The 19,706-nt window shown below is 35.7% G+C and carries 18 protein-coding genes; 11 read left to right on the top strand and 7 right to left on the bottom strand.

Going from position 1 to position 19,706, the window contains the following annotated elements; all coding sequences use genetic code 11:
* The first annotated feature begins 129 nt into the window (after positions 1 to 129).
* The 6 genes from C0Q33_RS03575 to C0Q33_RS03550 all read left to right on the top strand — a co-directional run bounded on the left by C0Q33_RS03575 (position 130) and on the right by C0Q33_RS03550 (position 5,398).
* Positions 130 to 1,029 carry a PEFG-CTERM sorting domain-containing protein gene (locus C0Q33_RS03575; protein WP_245867303.1) on the top strand — a complete coding sequence of 300 codons (900 nt, stop codon included), beginning with the start codon at positions 130 to 132 and terminating at the stop codon, positions 1,027 to 1,029.
* A gap of 63 nt (positions 1,030 to 1,092) precedes the next feature.
* Positions 1,093 to 1,656, top strand: coding sequence for a PEFG-CTERM sorting domain-containing protein (locus C0Q33_RS03570; protein ID WP_101477230.1), 564 nt, complete (start codon positions 1,093 to 1,095; stop codon positions 1,654 to 1,656).
* A gap of 391 nt (positions 1,657 to 2,047) precedes the next feature.
* The gene (locus C0Q33_RS03565; RefSeq protein ID WP_101477229.1) at positions 2,048 to 2,929 is read left to right on the top strand and encodes a PEFG-CTERM sorting domain-containing protein; all 882 of its coding nucleotides are present in this window, start codon (positions 2,048 to 2,050) and stop codon (positions 2,927 to 2,929) included.
* A 70-nt stretch (positions 2,930 to 2,999) separates the two neighbouring features.
* Positions 3,000 to 3,833 (top strand): PEFG-CTERM sorting domain-containing protein, encoded by an 834-nt coding sequence (locus tag C0Q33_RS03560; protein ID WP_101477228.1) that lies wholly within the window; start codon positions 3,000 to 3,002, stop codon positions 3,831 to 3,833.
* A 48-nt stretch (positions 3,834 to 3,881) separates the two neighbouring features.
* Complete coding sequence (locus tag C0Q33_RS03555; protein WP_133121005.1) at positions 3,882 to 4,922, top strand: PEFG-CTERM sorting domain-containing protein; 1,041 nt, start codon at positions 3,882 to 3,884, stop codon at positions 4,920 to 4,922.
* Between the two features lie 137 nt (positions 4,923 to 5,059).
* Entirely contained in the window at positions 5,060 to 5,398 is a 339-nt protein-coding gene (locus C0Q33_RS03550; protein ID WP_101477226.1) for a hypothetical protein, read from the top strand.
* On the opposite strand, the gene C0Q33_RS03545 is transcribed toward C0Q33_RS03550, so the two are convergent.
* Positions 5,391 to 6,956 carry a B12-binding domain-containing radical SAM protein gene (locus C0Q33_RS03545; protein ID WP_101477225.1) on the bottom strand — a complete coding sequence of 522 codons (1,566 nt, stop codon included), beginning with the start codon at positions 6,954 to 6,956 and terminating at the stop codon, positions 5,391 to 5,393. The two genes, C0Q33_RS03550 and C0Q33_RS03545, sit on opposite strands and share 8 nt — an antisense overlap.
* A 103-nt stretch (positions 6,957 to 7,059) precedes the next feature.
* On the opposite strand from C0Q33_RS03545, the gene C0Q33_RS03540 reads away from it, so the two are divergent.
* On the top strand, positions 7,060 to 7,779 hold the full coding sequence (locus C0Q33_RS03540; RefSeq protein ID WP_101477224.1) for a VIT1/CCC1 transporter family protein: 720 nt from the start codon (positions 7,060 to 7,062) through the stop codon (positions 7,777 to 7,779).
* Here the strand turns inward: C0Q33_RS03540 and larB are convergent.
* On the bottom strand, positions 7,750 to 8,547 hold the full coding sequence (larB, locus tag C0Q33_RS03535; RefSeq protein WP_101477596.1) for a nickel pincer cofactor biosynthesis protein LarB: 798 nt from the start codon (positions 8,545 to 8,547) through the stop codon (positions 7,750 to 7,752). The two genes, C0Q33_RS03540 and larB, sit on opposite strands and share 30 nt — an antisense overlap.
* A gap of 36 nt (positions 8,548 to 8,583) precedes the next feature.
* A complete protein-coding gene (locus tag C0Q33_RS03530; protein WP_101477223.1) occupies positions 8,584 to 9,498 on the bottom strand; it encodes a malate dehydrogenase in 915 nt (304 codons plus the stop codon).
* Between the two features lie 126 nt (positions 9,499 to 9,624).
* Here C0Q33_RS03530 and larC point away from each other — a divergent pair, with 126 nt between their 5' ends.
* Genes larC through C0Q33_RS03515 form a run of 3 tightly spaced genes read left to right on the top strand, consistent with a single transcriptional unit; the run spans position 9,625 to position 12,808 of the window.
* The gene (gene larC / locus C0Q33_RS03525) at positions 9,625 to 10,857 is read left to right on the top strand and encodes a nickel pincer cofactor biosynthesis protein LarC (RefSeq protein ID WP_101477222.1); all 1,233 of its coding nucleotides are present in this window, start codon (positions 9,625 to 9,627) and stop codon (positions 10,855 to 10,857) included.
* Positions 10,854 to 11,654 carry an ATP-dependent sacrificial sulfur transferase LarE gene (larE, locus tag C0Q33_RS03520; protein ID WP_101477221.1) on the top strand — a complete coding sequence of 267 codons (801 nt, stop codon included), beginning with the start codon at positions 10,854 to 10,856 and terminating at the stop codon, positions 11,652 to 11,654. Before larC ends, larE begins: the two co-directional genes overlap by 4 nt.
* Positions 11,651 to 12,808, top strand: coding sequence for a cysteine desulfurase family protein (locus C0Q33_RS03515; RefSeq protein ID WP_101477220.1), 1,158 nt, complete (start codon positions 11,651 to 11,653; stop codon positions 12,806 to 12,808). The genes larE and C0Q33_RS03515 overlap by 4 nt, the downstream gene beginning before the upstream one ends.
* Before the next feature lie 15 nt (positions 12,809 to 12,823).
* On the opposite strand, the gene C0Q33_RS03510 is transcribed toward C0Q33_RS03515, so the two are convergent.
* On the bottom strand, positions 12,824 to 15,853 hold the full coding sequence (locus tag C0Q33_RS03510; RefSeq protein WP_133121004.1) for a peptidase: 3,030 nt from the start codon (positions 15,851 to 15,853) through the stop codon (positions 12,824 to 12,826).
* Positions 15,854 to 15,924: 71 nt separating this feature from the next.
* On the opposite strand from C0Q33_RS03510, the gene C0Q33_RS03505 reads away from it, so the two are divergent.
* Positions 15,925 to 16,431, top strand: a complete 507-nt coding sequence (locus C0Q33_RS03505; protein ID WP_101477218.1) for a hypothetical protein — start codon at positions 15,925 to 15,927, stop codon at positions 16,429 to 16,431.
* Here the strand turns inward: C0Q33_RS03505 and C0Q33_RS03500 are convergent.
* From C0Q33_RS03500 to C0Q33_RS03490, 3 genes are read right to left on the bottom strand one after another with little or no spacing between them, the layout of a single operon-like run.
* Positions 16,428 to 16,739: a hypothetical protein gene (locus C0Q33_RS03500; RefSeq protein WP_133121003.1), complete on the bottom strand. Its 312-nt coding sequence runs from the start codon at positions 16,737 to 16,739 to the stop codon at positions 16,428 to 16,430. The genes C0Q33_RS03505 and C0Q33_RS03500 overlap by 4 nt on opposite strands.
* Positions 16,740 to 16,741: 2 nt before the next feature.
* Positions 16,742 to 18,079, bottom strand: a complete 1,338-nt coding sequence (locus tag C0Q33_RS03495; protein ID WP_101477216.1) for a VWA domain-containing protein — start codon at positions 18,077 to 18,079, stop codon at positions 16,742 to 16,744.
* Positions 18,069 to 19,706 carry an AAA family ATPase gene (locus C0Q33_RS03490; protein ID WP_101477215.1) on the bottom strand — a complete coding sequence of 546 codons (1,638 nt, stop codon included), beginning with the start codon at positions 19,704 to 19,706 and terminating at the stop codon, positions 18,069 to 18,071. The genes C0Q33_RS03495 and C0Q33_RS03490 overlap by 11 nt, the downstream gene beginning before the upstream one ends.

The raw sequence follows: 19,706 nt of genomic DNA, 5'->3' as shown, positions 1-19,706 counted from the left end.
ATCCACAAACTAAGGTGAATCCACCGAGAGGTTAATATATATCTAATCTGAAACGTGTCAAATTTAGTACCATTTGTCAATAATTTTTTCCGCAACTTTAAATAGCAAAAAAAATCATGCCTAACTAGGATGAGCACTCGCTTTAAAGGATTTGCGCTATTTGCGATTTTGCTTTGCGCTATAGGAGTAATGCCCGTTTTTGCTTCTCCATATGCAGTTCAGAATCCATTAGGTACAAATTCTACAAATGCAACATTATCTGGAAATCTGGTAAGTCCTACACCAACAGGTGCAATCAGTGTAACAACAGACAAGGCTTCATACAATGATGGTGATACAATTACAATATCAGGAAGTACAATGAATTACATTTCTGGTCAACCAGTCACTATGGAGATCTTTAACCCAATAGGAAACATTGTAAAATTGGCTCAAATAGATTTGGGTTCTGATAGAACTTATTCAACATCGTTTAAAGCTACAGGCCCTCTCTGGTCAGCAGCAGGTGCATACAAGGTGACAGTACAGTTCGGCAGTAATGTCAACACAGCCCAAACAACCTTCCAATTTGCAGGTTCTACTGGAACTCCGACACAGGCGGGAAACACTATGCCAGTTGATGGAACGTCACTTTCCGTACAATACAGCATAACCAATGGTAAAGTCACGGACATAAAGGCTGACGTACAATCAAAGTCGCTTATTGTATCAATACAAACCACTGGAGATGGAGTATTAACTATAACACTCCCAAGAGGACTCATTGATTCACAAACAAGTGGTGGTCAAGATGACAAATGGGTTGTATTAAACGACGGCCAAGAAGCTGATTTCCAAGAGACGAGCACGACAACAACCGCTAGAACTCTATCAATTCCATTTGTAAATGGAACTCAAGAAATAGAGATAATCGGTACACAGATAATTCCAGAGTTTGGACCAATCGCAGCTCTAGTATTTGCAATTGCAATCATATCAATAATTGCAGTTTCAGCAAAGACTGGACTAAGATTTATGCCAAAATACTAGAACTCTCTACTTTTTCATTTTTTAAATATACATAAATATCCATTCTGCTTAATCGCAAATAAGATGAGTACTCATAAAGAATATGCGTTGATCGCAATTCTTGCTACAGCAGCTATAGTAGGTGTAGTACCTGCCTTTGCAGCAAACAACCCATACTTAGCGTGTCCGGACTGTAATGACACCAACAACATTCAACAGATACCGCAAGTTGCAATAACAGTGACAACTGACAAACCAGGTTACGATCACAATTCACAAATTATGATCACTGGACATGTTGTAAATCCATACCCAGGACAAGATGTCGCTTTGGAGATAACCAGTCCATCTGATAATGTAGTGACAGCAGCTCAAGTGACCCTTGATAGTAACGGAGACTTTACTAAAACAGTAAGTACCGCTGGCAATCTATGGCTTGAGAATGGACAATACACAATAAAAGCACAGCAAGGAGACGAACAAGCAAGAGTGAATTCAGCTATATTCCAAATCGCAGGTGAAGTAACACCATCACCTCCAGCAATTCCAGAGTTTGGACCAATCGCAGCTCTAGTATTTGCAATTGCAATCATATCAATAATTGCAGTTTCAGCAAAGACTGGACTAAGATTTATGCCAAAATACTAGAACTCTCTACTTTTTCATTTTTTAAGAAAATTTTCCCTAATGGGAACATTAACAAAATTTAACAAATCAAATTGTAAAAAGTAGCGAATGAAGTCAATCATTAAACAAATTCTAAAATATATTAGTAAATATGTAATCATATCAATTACAACCAAATAAGATTAGTACTCAAACATATAACATAAACAAATTACAAAAACCACATAATTAAAAAATTATTTTCTATAAATCCAAAATCTCAGATAAAAAGAAGACATTTGAAGATGATTTTACACAGGTTAAATTATCAAATATACTTTAGATCCAATCTATAAGATAAATAAATCTCGACTAGATAACAGAATTTTTTTTAAATATACATAAATAGTCTCGCTTCTTAATCGCAAATAAGATGAGTACTCATAAAGAATATGCGTTGATCGCAATTCTTGCTACAGTAGCTGTAATAGGCATTCTACCTGCATTTGCGCAGTCAGTAGATAAAATGCAAAGCAGCCCTGGTACTGGGTCTCAACAAATCCTGCCAATCACAGTGTCAACCGACAAAGATGTTTATGACAGACAGTCAATAGTAATTGTTACAGGACATGTCCAAAATGCAATAGGGGGACAGGCTGTTACAATGAAAGTTTCTGATCCAACAGGAAACGTTGTAGAAGTAAATCAGATAACAGTGAGCAGTAGTGGTGATTTTCAAGCTAAAATCAACACTTCAAGTCCATTATGGACTGTAGGTGGAACATACACCATTTATGTTCAAGAAGGAGCTCAACAAGGACTACTTTCAACAACAACACAATTCACACTTCCTGGCGGTGGACAGACAACTAATAATTGCACACCACAACAGCTTTCAACTTCAGTAGGTACTCAGTTTTACTGTATAGATTACAGTATTAACGGAGGAACTGTTTCTGGAGCAACATTGGACACCGCATCTAAGACTCTGGCTGTTGCAATACAAGCAGATAATGATGGTCAGATCACTCTTAACATTCCAAGATCAGTGCTCGATGCAAAAAGTGGTACAACCGACAGCGTCTTTGCAGTCCTAATTGATGGTGAACAGATAACAGAGTTTACAGAGTCACCTACTACAGACACAAGGAATATAGTAATTCCATTCCAAGCAGGATCTGAGAAGATTGAGATAATTGGTACACAGATAGTTCCAGAGTTTGGACCAATCGCAGCTCTAGTATTTGCAATTGCAATCATATCAATAATTGCAGTTTCAGCAAAGACTGGACTAAGATTTATGCCAAAATACTAGAACGCTCTACTTTTTCATTTTTTATTAGAAATATAGTAAAGGAAATATACAACCGAAAGACAAGTCCGATATGCGTTATTTACCAATTTTAATTATATTGTTTTTCCTAAGTTCGGCACTATCAGTTCCCATTTTGGCACAATCAACTCCTCCCACGGCACCACTAATCACAATGAATACTGACAAATCATCATACACATTAGGTGATACAATTGTGATCTCAGGTGCTGTACAATCAGTAGTTTTTGGAACTCCGTTAACCGTTCAGATATTGGATCCAACTAACAGTCTTGTTCAAGTGGCACAGATTGACGTATCGCAAGATGGCAAGTATACAGATACAATCAAGGCAGTGGGAACACTATGGAAATTAAATGGGGCATACATAGTAAAAGTTCAATATGGACCTCCGAATGTAACCGCACAGGCTACTTTTACTTTCCAAAGTTCAATTACCCCTACAAGCAATGTATTTCCGCTCAAAGATCCTAATAGTCAACAGACTTTCAACGTAAATTATACCATAAGTGGAGGTACTGTTAAAACTATGACAATAGACGCACAGAGCTTGTCCGTAATCGTGTCAGTAAATTCCACAAGTGATGGAACCATTACAGTACAACTACCAAGGACTTTGATTGATGCAAAGACAAATTCAGGTCAAGATGATGCGTTCATAATACTCATAGATGGCGCCGAAGTAAAACCACAAAGTGAATCTTCAGATAATAATTTTAGAAATCTAACCATTCAGTTTCTACAAGGAGATCAAGATATAGAAATAATCGGTACACAGATAATTCCAGAGTTTGGACCAATCGCAGCTCTAGTATTTGCAATTGCAATCATATCAATAATTGCAGTTTCAGCAAAGACTGGACTAAGATTTATGCCAAAATACTAGAACTAGAAGTCAAATTTTCTTTTATCAATACATAAATACTCAAGATCCTTGAGTATTTTAGCAGGCATGAGAAGACAAAATATCTTTATTGCGTCATTACTAATTATCACAGTATTCTTGGCACCAATTGGTTTGCCAGTTTTTGGACAGAATGCTACAGCACCACCACCATCCAACGCTGGACCGCAGAATCCAAATTTGCAAGACAATATGACAGCTTACCAATACTTACAACAAGAAGCTAATAAGAGTGGAACGGGAGTAATTAAAACAACATTAGCACCTATTACTGTCCAGACGGATTTACCGACATATAATCAAGGAGACAAAATTGTCATGTCAGGCCAAGTGAGAGACATACAGAACGGAACCGATGTAACGGTCAGAGTTACGAATCCATTAAATAATATGGTAAGAGTAGATCAGTTAACACCTTCAGCAGATGGTACTTATACCAAATCATTTCTAGCAACTGGACCACTTTGGATAAATGCAGGTAATTATACCATAGTAGTTCAATATGGCCCATACACAAATGCAACCCACACATTCCATTTCAATGGAGGAACTGGTTCATCCACAGTAACACAATCAATCACTGGAACATATCCATTACAATCAGGAAGTCAAACTTACAACATACCATATGAAATCAAAGGAGCTACTGTTACTAGTATGAGTATTTTATCATCCACATACACGCTTCAGATCAATCTAAGTCCTGCCACAGCACCTGGTTCCATAACAGTCACCATACCACGTGTGTTGATAGATGCAAAGACACTACCTCCACCAAATGCTGATGCCAATTTAACAAAAGGAATAGCAGCAGTAAGTACAGCTACATTACCAGACACCAATTTCATAGTAACAGTGGGTAGCAAAGCAGTTCAGTTCACTGAAACCAAGGGTCAAACTAGTAGAATACTTAGCATTCCATTCAGCACAGGTGATAGTACAATTGGTATTGTTGGAACAGTAATAGTTCCAGAGTTTGGACCAATCGCAGCTCTAGTATTTGCAATTGCAATCATATCAATAATTGCAGTTTCAGCAAAGACTGGACTAAGATTTATGCCAAAATACTAGAACTAGAATCAATTAATTTTTTAAAATATTTTATAAACATACAATATTAAAACGGAGTCAGTCATAATATCACTTATTTTAATAAATTCCATATCAGATATCATAGATTATTATACAAGAATAAACAAGCATATACATTGGATTTCGAATTTGAAGAGTTTGACTCTCCTGAAGACATATTTATTGCAATGTCTACCATGGCACCACCAATGAAAAATGTTTTGCCAATAAACTCTTACAAAGGATATATTTTTTCCATAATACCCTTAACTCCAGCTTCAGGAAACTCCTATTTGATGATATATTCAAAAGGAAAACTCGATGGAAAATTGTTAGAGTTTGACATGAATTTAAAAAAATTCAAAAGTGTAGAAGCTGCAGAAAGATCAGACAAGATCTATTTTGTTGTTTTAACGCCGAAATCAAACACTATTGCAGATGCTGCAATTAGTACATTAGAGAAAAAATCTATCTAGTATAAGAAGGAGCATTTACAGATCTGCTTCGGGCATATTTTTCCATAATATCTTCTGGAAGTTTACCATTGAATAGATCTTTAGATAAACCTCTGAGATATCTCATAATTGCCCAGGTTCCAGCTTTTATCATACCATACATAACAAGTTTCATAGGTGGACCAAATGTCTTATTTCTAATTATTATAGGAATGATATCATTAATGACTCTAAGATTATGTTCCCATGATTTCCAAAATAGTGTAAACTGGGCTTCATTAAGATTACCAAAGTGCATGGAATTCTTTTCACTAAAGTCTTGATACAATAATGGTGCAACTAGGCCACGCATTCTTGTTTTCCTAAAGTCTTCAATCAAATCTATAGTATATTGAGTCTCATCTGGTGTCTCATCAGGCCAACCAATTATGATAGTAGCTGCTGGGAACCAATGGTTCTCATTTAGTATCCTTGCACCTTCTCTAACAACCCAGCCCCATTCATCTGTTGAAAATGGCTTTGTCTTGACCCCAAGATGTTTCTTAACCATTCTAGGTGCAACTGTTTCAATTCCAAGATTTGTGGCAAGCCATTTTTCATCGCTCATGTCATTTACTTCAGACATGTCATGCAGTAGTTTTGGATCAGCACATACAGCAGAGAATGTCATATGAGTAGTTCCAACAAATCTTGCACCCAAAGACTTCAAACCTTTCCACAATTCCATTATGGCATCATAGTTTGGTTGAAAGTCTCGGTTATCACAACCATAAAGAAGCATTTCATCAGAATGTAACCATATAGAATCAAAACCATAATCAAGATTCATTTTTGCCTCTTGTTGTAATCTTTCTAGCGGTAAATCTTTTTTTGATCTTTTATTGACATCACAAAAGTCACAGCCTCGTCCACATCCTCGCATTGCCTCAATTAATGAGTTAACAGTTGGTCCCTGAATCATAGGAATATTTTGAATATTCTTAACAAAGCAATGCATCAACTCTGGCGCATCACCTTTTTCAAGATCATGGAAAAGATCTAAAGCCAATTCATCTGCTTCACCTACTACAACTGTATCAATACCATGGATTTTCATTCTATCAGTTTTTGCAAGTTCCCATGCACCGTTACCACCAACTACAACATGAAAATTATACTTCTTCTTTAGTTGGATTATCTTAGCACACATTCTCTTAAATTTCATTGCAATGTAGGAGAGTTTTTCAGGGGACATTGTCGTGGTGACTGGAGCCATGCCAAGAGGATCCATTACATTAATTCCTACTACTTTGGTATCAGGCCCAACACATTTTTCTAAATAATCAGGATTTGCTATAAACACCTCATCTCGTTTGTAACCTTGCAATAGTGCAGATTCTACTCTTCTCAAACCAACTTGAGCTACCTTTGCTTCACCAGTCACTTGATCAGTTTCAACTGGAGGACAAAACACTTTATCAAAAACCCATTCTGGAACTACTTCATAAGGACCACATGCAATAAAGCCATACAGAAAATTGCCTCGATAATTAGTCATAAGGCTACGATCTGCAGTTAGAACTATTCTCCTTCCTGCCATTCTTCTTTCTTCGAGTTCTTTCTATGATATAAATCGTTTACCTTGGCATAGTATGAAACATTTTACTTTTGACATATAAACAGGCATTACCCATCTACAGACAATGGTCGGAGTAGAACCAAGACATGTTGAAGCACATCAAAAAGAGAGTAGTTCGATAAGAGATTTCGTATTTGGTTTTGGCGACGGAATAAACACTTCACTAGGCCTTGTAGCTGGAGTTGGAGGGGCAGCAATGTCTTCCAACATAATCATACTTGCAGCCATTGTTGCCATGTTTACAGGTGCTAAAGCAATGGCTGTCCAGAATTATCTTGCTGTAAAATCACAAAGACAGATTCTCAATTCTGAGATTGAACGAGAGAAATGGGAGATGGACAATGTACCAGAAGCAGAAAGAAGAGAGATAGAAGATGTATACAAGACAAAAGGATTCACAGGTCAGGATTTAGAGAAAATTGTAAACAAGATTACATCAGACAAGAAAGTTTGGTTAGATACAATGCTTACAGAAGAACTCAAACTGAATTTAGAAATAGTTGGAAGTCCTCTAAAGAGTGCTTTCCGCATGTTTGGTGCTTTTCTTGTTGGAGGAATCCTACCGATTATTCCTTATTTCTTTTTAAGCGGATATATTCCACTCTTTGTGGCAATTGGAGTAAGTCTTTCTGCATCTTTTGTCATTGGTGCGATTAAATCAAAGATTGCCAACATTAGTATGCTACGAGGAGGATTAGAGATGGCAGGACTGGGTACTGGTATTGCTCTCATAGGATATGGAATAGGTTCTGAATTAGGAAGTCTTGGAATTATTAAGACTTGATTTTTTTCTTACACTTCTATTTGCTACATTAGCTGCAAATGCTCCTGCACCTATGCCATTGTCAATATTAACAACAGAAAGTCCCAAAGTACAACTCTGTAACATAGATGCCAATGCTGCAACTCCTTTTTCTCCATAACCATATCCAACTGAGGATGGCACTCCAATTACAGGTATATCCACTAGTGATGAGATTATTGATGCAAGTGCCCCTTCCATTCCAGCAACTACTATAATTGCATCTACATCATCGCGTATCATTTTTTTAACTATAGGAAAAAGCCTATGAATTCCAGCTATGCCAACATCATAACTGCAGATACATTGACATCCCATAGATTCACACATTAGTCTTGCTTCTTCTGCCACGCCAACATCAGAAGTTCCCGCTGTTAGTATCCCTACTTTTCCTCCTGTGGAAGACAATTTTTTAAAGAAAAGTATAGTTGTGGTATTTTTACCTGTCTGTATTTTCAATTTGTTCCTTTTAGAAAAAGTCAATATTTTTTTATAGTGACCTTTGTTGATTCTTGAGACAAGGATAGAATCTGCTTTAGATGTTGTTGCAAGAATTATCTTCTTAAGGTCCAAAAATTCTTTTTTTTCAGCGAAAATAACCTCTGGTATTCCACGTCGTAACTTTCTACTCATATCCATCTTAGCAAAATCTTCAATTTTTTCTACAGAGTAGAGTGAAAGTAGCTTCTTAGCCTTTGAGACGCTTATCTTTCCAAGATCAAGTGATTCTAGTATTTCTGTAAGATCCAACATAAAGTGATAGTTATGGTGTAGTTAAAAATTTAATCAGAGTCCAAGATTTGAGATGGCATTCTTGACGCTTTCTACTCCTTTTTTGAACCACTCTTTTTCACTTGAATCCAGGTCCAATTCTATTATTTTCTCAACACCGTTTCTACCTATAACTGCTGGAACACCAATAGTGACATCAGAGTAACCATATTCTCCATCAAGATATGTTGCTACAGGAATAACTTGTCTTGTGTTGTTTAATACCGCCTCTATGATTGTAGATATTGCATTTCCCGGGGCATGAACTGTTGCACCCTTTAGTTCTATTACCTTTGCTGCAACTTGTCTTGTTCCCTGTACAATTTCTTCAATTTTCTCCTTTGGTAAAATTGAAGAAAGTGGCATTCCAGATACAGTAGAGAATCTTGGAAGTGGGAGCATGTTCTCGCCATGTTCACCTACTACAAGTGCACGTATTGAATTTCTCGAGTAACCTGTAGCTTCGTGTATAAATTGTGTAAATCGTGACAAATCAAGCATGCCACCCATTCCAAATACTCTGTTTCTTTGAAATCCCGAGACTTTGTAAGCAAGATACGCCATTGGATCTAACGGATTAGTTACTGGAAGTATCATTGCATCCTTAGCATATTTTTGAATATTTTCTACAACACCTTTTACTATTGACGCATTTATTTTTAAAAGATCCATTCTTGTCATTCCAGGTTTTCTGCCAGAACCAGCAACAACAACTACAATATCAGAGCCTTTCATTTCAGAATAATCATTTGAACCTCTAACGTTTACATCAATTCCTTTTTCTGCCAACATGTGATTTATGTCCATAGCCTCTCCTTGTGGAAGACCTTGAACTACATCTAATAGCAGTATTTCATCTGTAACTTTTCTAAGAGCTGTAAATAATGCAGCTGCTCCACCTACTTTTCCAGAGCCAATAATTGTAATCATAAAATGCCCTCAATGTAATCTCTAATTAAACTTGACTGTCTTTTATCAGAATTATGATATATTATTTCTCCAAACAAGTTACGGACAAATTACAATTTATATGCATTCTAGTATATTTAGAAAATCATGGTACTTGTAATCGATGCACAGATAGCTGGAATCTCTGGAGATATGTTACTTTCTTCATTAGTTAGCATAGGAGCAAACAAGTCCAAAGTCATAGATGGTGTACATTCAGTTGAAGATTATCTCAGAGGTTCTAAAATTACAAAATTAGATTTTGACAAAGTTGTAAAACATGGAATAGAGGCAACACGTCTTGTTTTAGAGACAAGTGAGAATCACCACGAACGAAAAGGAATGGAGATTCAAGAGTGTATATTGTCAACATCAGACAAGATAGGATTATCTGAGAAGGCCAAAGTTTTTACAAAGGAAAGCATCAGATCATTGCTTCATGCAGAGTCGAAGATACATGGAGAACCATTAGAATCAGTACATTTTCATGAAGCATCAAGTATTGATACTGCCATAGATATTATTGGTTCAGCTATTGCATTAGATGATCTAAAATTATTTTCAGACCAGATTATTTCAACACCAGTGGCAGTTGGTGGAGGCACTCTAACTTTCTCTCATGGAACTACATCCAATCCTGCAAGTGCCATACTTGAAATATTTCGTAATTCAGATACAATAATTTGCGGAGGACAGGTTAAAGAGGAACTAACCACACCAACTGGTGCAAGTCTCCTTGTAAATCTGGCAAATAGATGTTCAGAATTTTATCCAACAATGAAAATAAAATCAATAGGATATGGTGCTGGAAGTAAAGACTTTGAGGGATTTTCCAATGTTTTGAAAATTGTCAGAGGAGAATCAACAAGCGAATTTCAGTTAGATACAGTACAAATTCTTGAAACAAACCTAGATGATGTCTCTGGTGAGACAATTGGACATATGATTGATAAGTTAATTGCAAATGGTGCAAAAGATGTTACTGTAACAGGAGCTATAACAAAGAAAGGAAGACCGACCAATCTTGTTTCCGTCATATGTGAGCCATCTGTTACAAATAGCCTGATGAATACACTTGTTTCAGAGACTGGCACTTTAGGCGTACGAGTAAGATCTTCTAATCGATATATTGTTCCAAGAATAATTGTCACAGTACCCATTCTATTACAAGGAAAAAATTTCACTGTTAGATGTAAGATTGTAAAACATGAGGAGACTGTAAAGCATTTCAAAGTAGAAGCAGATGATGTCAAATTAATTGCAGAGTCATTAGATTTATCATTTAAAGTGACAGCTGATTTGATATCAGATGAAGTCAAACGGAGACTAAACATAAAATGAAACAGTTCGAAGAATTAGTAAATTGGTTTTATGGAAAAGAAAAAGTTCTGGTAGCTCTTTCTGGTGGTGTTGATAGTGCTCTTGTGGCATATGCTGCTCAAAAAGCTCTAGGTAAACAGGCTATTGCAGTAACAGCAGATTACAAGACACTCTCTCAGGAAGAGTTGGAATCTGCAAAGATAGTTTGTCAAGAGATAGGAATTAGGCACATAATTATTGAATACAATGAACTAGATAATCCAGACTTTGTAAAGAATGATCAAAACAGATGTTTTCATTGTAGAACAGAATTATCAGAGCACCTTCTTAGACTATCAAAAATAGAAAAAATTGGCCTCATCGTTGATGGAACTAACCTAGATGATCTTACAGAGTACAGACCTGGAATAGTAGCCCTAAAAGAAATTGGTGTTCAAAGTCCACTAGTGGAAAGTAGATTCAAAAAATTAGATGTTAGAAGAGTAGCAAGAGAGATGGGTCTTTCAATCCATGACAAACCATCCAATTCCTGTTTAGCATCACGCATTCCATGGGGAAATACCGTTACCGCTGAAAAGCTTGCAAGAATTGAGAAGAGTGAGACTATGATAAAACAACTTTTTGGTGTAAGACAGGTAAGAGTTCGCGACTTTGGAAATAGCGCCAATATAGAAGTAGATAAAAATGAAATTGTTTTTCTCAGTGACGAGAAAAAGATGTCAGTGTTAAAGGAATACATGAATCAGTTTGGATTTAATACAGTCTTAGTTGATCCTAGTGGATATCGATCAGGCAAACTCAATGTGATAACAGATTGATTTACTTAGATAATGCCGCATCTACACCAGTTCATGAAAAGGTCATCGAAGAGATGTTACCTTATTTCAGAGAACAATACGGAAATCCTTCTTCCATACATAGACATGGTAGGCTTGCAAATACCGCAATTCAAAATGCAAGGAAAAGAATTGCCGCACTAGTCAATGCGGATATCAATGAAATACTCATAACTTCAGGAGGAACAGAATCAAACAATACTGCAATCTATGGAATATCATCACAAAGTAAAGGCAAACACATCATAACATCATCTATTGAACATGACGCAATACTTGAACCATGTAAACATCTTGAAAAAGAAGGATATCGAATATCTTTTCTTCCCGTAGATCAATATGGCTTTGTAAATCCAGAAGATCTCAAAAAAGAGATTTCGGATGACACTTGTCTGATTACAATAATGTATGCTAATAATGAAGTTGGCACAATACAGCCCATAAAGGAAATAGCTAAAATTGCAAGAGAGAAGAACATTATCTTTCATACAGATGCAGTCCAAGCAGTAGGAAAAACCCCCATAGACGTCAAGGAATTTGGAATTGATTTGCTTTCAATATCATCTCACAAAATAAATGGTCCAAAAGGTGTAGGTGCATTGTATATCAAAAATGGTGTAAAAATATCACCTCTAATGTTAGGAGGAGGTCAAGAAAGAGGATTACGATCTGGCACAGAAAACGTAGCAAGCATTGTAGGATTTGGAATGGCATGTAAATTAATAAAGGATGACGTGAATGAGAAGATGGCTCATTTCAAAAAATTATCTACAAGGTTGATCTCACGCGTTTTATCTGAAATACCATCCACTACACTTAATGGACATCCAGATATGAGAATTCCTAATAATACTCATTTTACTTTTCTGGGTGTAAGTGGAGAGGATCTAATAATAAAATTAGACGAAAATAAAATATCTGCATCTACGGGTTCTGCTTGTTCTGTAAAGATCCAAAAAGCATCGCATGTGTTAAAAGCCATGGGGTTTTCGCATGAGCAAGTTACAGGGTCTTTACGTCTTACAGTAGGAATAACAAATACGGAACAAGAAATTGATGAAACTGTAGACGTATTAAAAAAAGTGGTTAAGGAATTACGCGCAGTGTCACCATACAAAAGCAAATACAATTTTTAAAATTCAAAATTTCTATTATGGAAGAACTTGAATTTTGTATTGATTATCATCTATGAGTGGTACTAGAGTATCCATTCCATCCCAGACATATACTTCAGCAGTATAAACTCCTGGGGATGTTGGCATCCATTGAATTGCTTCATTGGTAGTTGATAGATTTACAAGATTATCTTCAGACCATTTTAGGAAAACTACTTTATTGTCACTATCTTTTATCTGAACAATGTAAGAAATTTTCTGATAGTTTGAGTATAATTTGTTTGAAATCATACTTTGGAAATTAATTGTTTGCCCAACATGTGGATTTTGAAGTAATGGTCTTCCTGATTTATCACTAATTTGAGTTGACTTTGAAATTGTATTGTATTGCATCGAGGTTGTTGTAGGTTGTGGTACGGGTTGTGGTGTGGCAGGTGCGGCACCAACGGTAGATTCGATTATGACTGATCTACCAAATTCATCTTGAAAATCGTGATACCTTGCCTGAACAGTACCTCCAACAGAGGAAATTAAAGTAGTTCCGTCCTCACTGCATATCTGTGCGGGCATTCCAAAACTACCCTTGAATATTCCAGTACCTGGTCCTGTTTCAATCAGTGAAAAACCGGTAGCACCAAGTCCTCCATATGTGACTCCATTTATGGTACAATGTTGAAATCTATATCCCTTGATCCAAACTTCTAGGAGTATGTTTCCACTACTATCTCCAACAGTATCATCTGCTGCTGAGTTAGGATCATTTACAGCTGGATAAGTTACAATAGTATTAGCATCAGTAACTAGATCAGGATCAATGACAGTAACTGTAACAACTGAACCGATTCTATAAGTTGGCGAGTCCAGTGTTACTATACCAGTATGCGTAGGAAGACTATTCTGAGATGTTGTAGGTGCAGACGTTCCTCCTCCTTGAGTACTAATAATTGAAAAGTGTATTGCATTAGCATCAGTAAGGTCATTATTTACAAGAAATTTAATATTACTTCCAAAAGTACTAAGTCCCTTAATCAGATTAGGATCAAATTGATTTAATTGATTTGCTACCGCATATTCCATTGTTCCAGAAAATACACCAGAATTAGCAGATGTTTCTTGTAGTTCTGCTCTGTAGATACCATTATTTTCTTGTTGACCATTTTTGGTTCCAAAGGAAAAAAGATCAAAAACTATGGGTTGAGTATCACTTGGATTTGAAAAGCCGCCTGAAGTATTGAAATTAATTTCCAAATATACTGGCAGGCCTGATGACATTGATTCAATAGATGCCACTGTAGCATCACTTATCTGAACTAAGCCGTTACCAGAAACAATTGTTCCCGGTGCTAAAATTTGAACTGGTGAACTCCCAACAGAGCCAAAGTATAATGTCATACTAGCACCAGAAAATGATGTTATGCCAAGTTGTTGTTGAAAAGATCTTAGGTCATAGTTAATCCAGTTAGTCCCGCCCGAATTTGATTGACTTGTATCTATGAACAAGTTCTTGAGAGACTGGGCTGTAATGCCAAGATTAATTGTGATTTTCTGGAAATTAGACATAGATTGACCTCTAGTATCCACAATCAATCTCAAGGAATTACTATCAAATATAACAGATGGAACTACAAGAGTGCTTGAAGAATTATAGAATGTAACACCTGATGAGCTACTCAATGTAATTGGACTTCCAATCTCCAAGGTTGGGATTTTTGCAGAACTTCTAAAAACATCTAGTTGATCAATCTGATTTGAGTTAAGATTTTGAGTATTATCTACTAGAGTAATTGTTTCTCTTTGACCTGGATTAAATTGACTCTGACCAGTACCAAGAGTAAGGGTCGCAGTAGAAGTACCAGAAACAATAGAAGCGCTTTGAAGATCATAAGTAATTGATCCAGAGTGACCCCTAGGAGCATCCGGTAATGTTCCAATAGTAGAAACACTCGCAAAGGAACTTGAAAAAATTCCAGTATGTGGTCCTGTTTCTACAAAAGTTACCAATTTGTTGTATATACTATTAAGTGATGAGCTTGTTTGAACAGAATTAGTTTTCAGATTAACAACATCAGATGTATCCATAGTTAGCTGTCCATTATCCTTGAAGCCCATACTGCTCAGATAGGGTAGTAGATTTACTAATCCAGATCCACTTGTACTCCTACCAGATTCAGAAAAGGCTTGGTAAAATGTGGCCTGAGGTGAACCAACATTGAATGTCCATGAGTTTATGGATGTTGGATCTATGCTTAATTCAATATCATTTATTGTTGCAAAAACATCTGAACCAGTTGGATATGCATCTTTGTCAAGTTTTAATGAAATATTTGGAATGTCTGAATAAGTAAGGTCTACACTTTGAGTACCTGTTGAACCGTCATATTCTATGTGAACATTATTACTTAAAGTAAAAAGTTGGATAAAAGGCCAAATATTTGGATTAATTCCTATCTGGCCCACTGGAACTTTGGGATTTGTATTCAGAGACGGAGGATTTCGTATAACATTATTTTGACTTGATGGAGTTGTTGCATTACCAGTGCATGAATTAAAGCCCGCAGTTCCTTGTGTAGTACCAGACAAGCCTGCAGAATCAGGAATTGCCACTCCATCAGTCTGTGAAATATCTACTCCTAGAACTGATGGAGCTGTAGACCTAGAACAAAAGACGCCAAAGTCAGTACTTTGACCTGGAGATCCTGAAAGAGCTGCCTGATCAGCTTGTTGTGCAGATTCAGTATTTGCAAAAAAGCCATACCAATTACCATCAGTGCTTTGAACCATTCGAAGACGACTTCCACCTACAGAAACATTTGGTTCACCCAATACTTGATCTAATTGGCTATTAGATTCTGTCACCATAACTTCAACTACCATTGGTCCAGAAAAATAATTATTAAAAAGACTATTTTCTGCAGAAACAAAAAGATTAGGATGATCAGAATAGGCTTTTGCATCAGGTAGAGTCATGGGAGGTATTATCATTGAAAGAACTAGAAAGATTATCAGAATTTTATACAACTTTCTAATATGAGAAGATGTACAAGATAATGTTATCGAATAATTCATACCATTTATGATAGATATATCATGACATATTCATACCAAGTTTTAACTAAGGGTCAGATTTCAGACGCACTGTGATAAAACCTAAAACAATCATAATAACAAGTGGAATACTTGTATTGATTGGAATTGCCATAACAGCATATCAATCTCAAATAACTTCTGAAAATCTCGAAAACCAACAAGAGACTTTGAGTGCTGGAACACAAATGACCATTACAAAAGGAATGGACCTAAACAACAATCAAAAAGCAGTATATGTGATTCAGGTAACTGATCTAAGAAACGATGACAATATCAAAGCAATTGTAATTGATCCTAATGGCAATGCAATAATAACAAAATCTATAACAAAAAGTCCAATTCAGGAAATTTTCAAGATTTCTACCTCTGGAAATTACACCTTACAAATAGAGAATCAAGGACAGAGAGAAATTCAGATTCTCGGTATTATAGGATATTATCCTCAAGGTATAGAATTAGCAGATATTTCTGGATTCATCGTACTTATGGCAGGTCTTGCAGGACTTGCAGTTGGTATGATGTATCTTATAAAAAATCGCGTTAAGCCTAAATCTTAGTTCAGAAATTGATCTAGTTCAGTTAGTCCATCGACCACATTTTTAAAATTATCTTCACTTTCCATAATTTTATTAAGTTTGTTCAAATCGACTTTAAAAATTTCATTTCCATTGTTTTGATCTATTATAACAAAATGATGTTCTATTACATAGGAGAGACGATCTTTTATCTCATTTGATGATAATTGTATCTTATCTGTCAAATATGCCGTGTCCTTTTCCCCACTTTCAAGCTCTGCAAGAATAGATGACACTTCTGGATCTACCAAAGTTTCCATCATTTTTTGTCTATCAAAACTTTCACTCAAATTTACCAACTATTCCTAGAATTTAGTATTTTTTTCTTGTTAGATATAAAATCACTTATTAAAACTCTATCGATTTTTTCTGGATTGATGTAATATGCTCTTCCTCTCAGATGTTTTTCAAGGCTTTCGACATAACTCAATAGTTCTGCCTCTTCACTTACCATGATGGTGTCAATTTCAATGCCCTCTTTTCTACATTTTTTTGCTTCGTGTAATGTTTTTGATTCTACAGCAGGATCAACTTGCCTGTATCTATAACATAGATAGACCATCTCATCACCCATATCCAGTTTAACATCTCGTTCATTTTTTATTTTAGAAAGAGTTGACTCGTCTGGTCTGTAAAAGTGGGAATACGGTTTGTCTGATAGTATGGCATTTCTTTGTGATTCATCATCTACAAAACAGGCACTTGGTTGGCCATCAGTTATCATGACAATTCGTTTATTTTGTGAGCCGTCTTTCTTTAGAATCTTTAATGATAACCTAAGTGCTGCCTGATAATTTGTATAATGAAGAAAATTATCACTGGCATCATATGTTTTTAGATACGGTATATCATGGGGGTTGATTTGTGATGCAAGTGAGCCAAAGCCAACAATGTAAATAGAATCACTAGGAAAGAATTTTTTATTTAACACATATAGTGCCCACAGAGCCTTTTTTGCTGCCTCTATTCTAGTTCCCTCTCCAGAACTCAGAGAATATTTCATCGTAGAACTAAGATCTATGCAGTAAACTACTGCGACTTTTACCTCTTCCTTTGTCTCAAATTTTTCAAAATCATCAAATTCTATTTCAAGTGGGAATTTTATGGGTTCACCTTTACTTTTTTTTCGTTGGATTACATTCATTATTGTCTTTGGCACATTCAGATGTTTAATATCATCTCCTACTTCGAGTTTTTTTGTCGTATCAAGTATTGTATCACCTAATCCAATATTCTTAGTTTCGTGAAAACCAGATCCACTCTCATTAATTGCTTTTATTATATCTTCAAGCATTTTTTGTCCAATTTCAAAAAAAGCTTTTTTTGTTAACCATTTTTTATCATCTTTAAGATATCCAAGTTTTTGCAAGTATTTTGTCATAGGTTCACTATTACCATGTACATCTGTTTCTTGCTTATCTTCATTTTTTTCTTGATTTGTGATTGTTTCTTGTAGTGCACTTTTTAGCATATTTTCCAGATCTTTCATTGATGGTGTCTTTTCTTTCAAGATTTGTCGTGCAATTGTTTTAAGTGCTTGCTTGACTGATTCATTAGATATTTCTGATGAGGAATTTTCAGATTTATCATCTTCGCTTTGAAAATAAACAAAGTTAGTATTAGCTCGCAACGTATGTGTCCTCTTTCTTATCTAGAATTTTGGGTTCAAGCCAGCAAAGACCATCAAGTACTAATTCCACAACACCAGCTTTAAGCTCATTTTGTGCATTTTCCGAAATAATCAGAGTATCATTAGATATTTCATACTTTTTAGTTTCTTTTACAAAGTCTTCCTGATCAAAAGTAACTTTTCTGTATACACCATTAATCAAAGTTAGAAGGGAATTGAAATTCTTCAATTGATTATCATATGACATTTGAGAACTATTTGTTTCAAGTATTGCTTGTGATACTTGGAATGATTTACCTAGAAATTCTTTTTTTATCGAATCAAGAATGCTTGAATCTATACCTGTTAGATATTCCAATGATGTTTCTTTCATAGCATTTGAGATTAGAGTTTTTAGAACTTTCGTGCGATTTTCGGTTACATCGTCAAGTTCAGCAAGTTCAAACTTTACGGATTGAGCAATTGAAAATATATCACATGGTCTTGGTACTGCCATGATATTATGAGTTAGAGATCTAGTCCTTTCTGCTTCGCCTACAAGTAATTCTAGACTATGTACTCCCATTCTGACACTTACGCCCTTGTCTTGATTAATTTCATTACTAGAGCGAGCTGCTTGAACAATTCTTGTTAAAATTTTCAACAGGAATACAGGAATAAGTGATCTTGGTATTTTTGCTTCCTGGATTATTATCAGCATTTCATCATGGAGTGATCTTGGATAATGAGTTTGAATGTGACTTTTTAATCTATCATAAAGTGGTTCGATTATTTTTCCAGAATGAGTATAATCAATAGGATTTGCAGTTGCAAAAAATACAGTTTTTGGCTCAAAGATAACAGGATATGAACCAGTGGTGAACCTCCCTTCTTGTAATACAGATAAGAGTGCTACTTGTTTTCTTGTATCAAGAACAGGTAACTCATCAATACAAAATAATCCATGTTTTGCCTGCATTAGTTGGCCTGGAGAGTAGGATTCAATTTCATACATTTCTGTACCTTTCTTTGTTATCTTGATTGCATCTATCTGACCAACTAAATCTTTTACAGAGATATCCGGAGTTGCTAATACATACTTGAATCTGTGTCTGCCATCAACCCATTCAATCGGAGTATCAAGTTTATTATTACGAATTTTTTCTATACTGTCACCATCAACATAAAATTTTGGAATTGACATGTAATTTTCTTTATCCTTCAATAAAGATATCAGATCATTCTGTGGAAGATCCATGGGGCAATCATTTGTTATGCTACCTCGAATTAGCGGCATTGGAGAAAGTAGAGTTTCTGCAACGGTTTGTGCTATCCTAGTCTTTGCCTGTCCTATCTGACCTACCAAAATCATATCATGGCATGAGAGTATAGCTCTATCCAAGGCAGGAATAACATCATCATCAAAACCAATTATTCCAGGATATGTGACACTCTTTGATTTTATCTTTGAGATTAAATTTCTACGAAGTTGTTCCTTTGAACCAACGATTTTATAATTAATTTCTAAAAGATCTCTTAATGTTTTAATTTGTTTATAGTCTTCAGGAACACCAGCCATGATTTCCGTATACTTTGGTTCTGAACCATAACTTCTATTAACAAGATTTTCAAGTTCCTGAGTCAACAT

Source organism: Candidatus Nitrosotalea bavarica (assembly GCF_900167955.1).
GTDB lineage: Archaea > Thermoproteota > Nitrososphaeria > Nitrososphaerales > Nitrosopumilaceae > Nitrosotalea > Nitrosotalea bavarica.
The sequence above is the reverse complement of the archived record's forward strand: the minus strand, read 5'-3'. Positions and strand labels throughout refer to the sequence as shown.

What these genes read in the sequence shown, in the direction of transcription:
- C0Q33_RS03575 (WP_245867303.1), top strand. Translation starts at nt 130, where the DNA reads ATGAGCACTCGCTTTAAAGGATTTGCGCTATTTGCGATTTTGCTTTGC.
- C0Q33_RS03570 (WP_101477230.1), top strand. Translation starts at nt 1,093, where the DNA reads ATGAGTACTCATAAAGAATATGCGTTGATCGCAATTCTTGCTACAGCA.
- C0Q33_RS03565 (WP_101477229.1), top strand. Translation starts at nt 2,048, where the DNA reads ATGAGTACTCATAAAGAATATGCGTTGATCGCAATTCTTGCTACAGTA.
- C0Q33_RS03560 (WP_101477228.1), top strand. Translation starts at nt 3,000, where the DNA reads ATGCGTTATTTACCAATTTTAATTATATTGTTTTTCCTAAGTTCGGCA.
- C0Q33_RS03545 (WP_101477225.1), bottom strand. Translation starts at nt 6,956, where the DNA reads ATGGCAGGAAGGAGAATAGTTCTAACTGCAGATCGTAGCCTTATGACT.
- C0Q33_RS03540 (WP_101477224.1), top strand. Translation starts at nt 7,060, where the DNA reads ATGGTCGGAGTAGAACCAAGACATGTTGAAGCACATCAAAAAGAGAGT.
- C0Q33_RS03530 (WP_101477223.1), bottom strand. Translation starts at nt 9,498, where the DNA reads ATGATTACAATTATTGGCTCTGGAAAAGTAGGTGGAGCAGCTGCATTA.
- larC (WP_101477222.1), top strand. Translation starts at nt 9,625, where the DNA reads ATGGTACTTGTAATCGATGCACAGATAGCTGGAATCTCTGGAGATATG.
- larE (WP_101477221.1), top strand. Translation starts at nt 10,854, where the DNA reads ATGAAACAGTTCGAAGAATTAGTAAATTGGTTTTATGGAAAAGAAAAA.
- C0Q33_RS03510 (WP_133121004.1), bottom strand. Translation starts at nt 15,853, where the DNA reads ATGAATTATTCGATAACATTATCTTGTACATCTTCTCATATTAGAAAG.
- C0Q33_RS03490 (WP_101477215.1), bottom strand. Translation starts at nt 19,706, where the DNA reads ATGTTGACTCAGGAACTTGAAAATCTTGTTAATAGAAGTTATGGTTCA.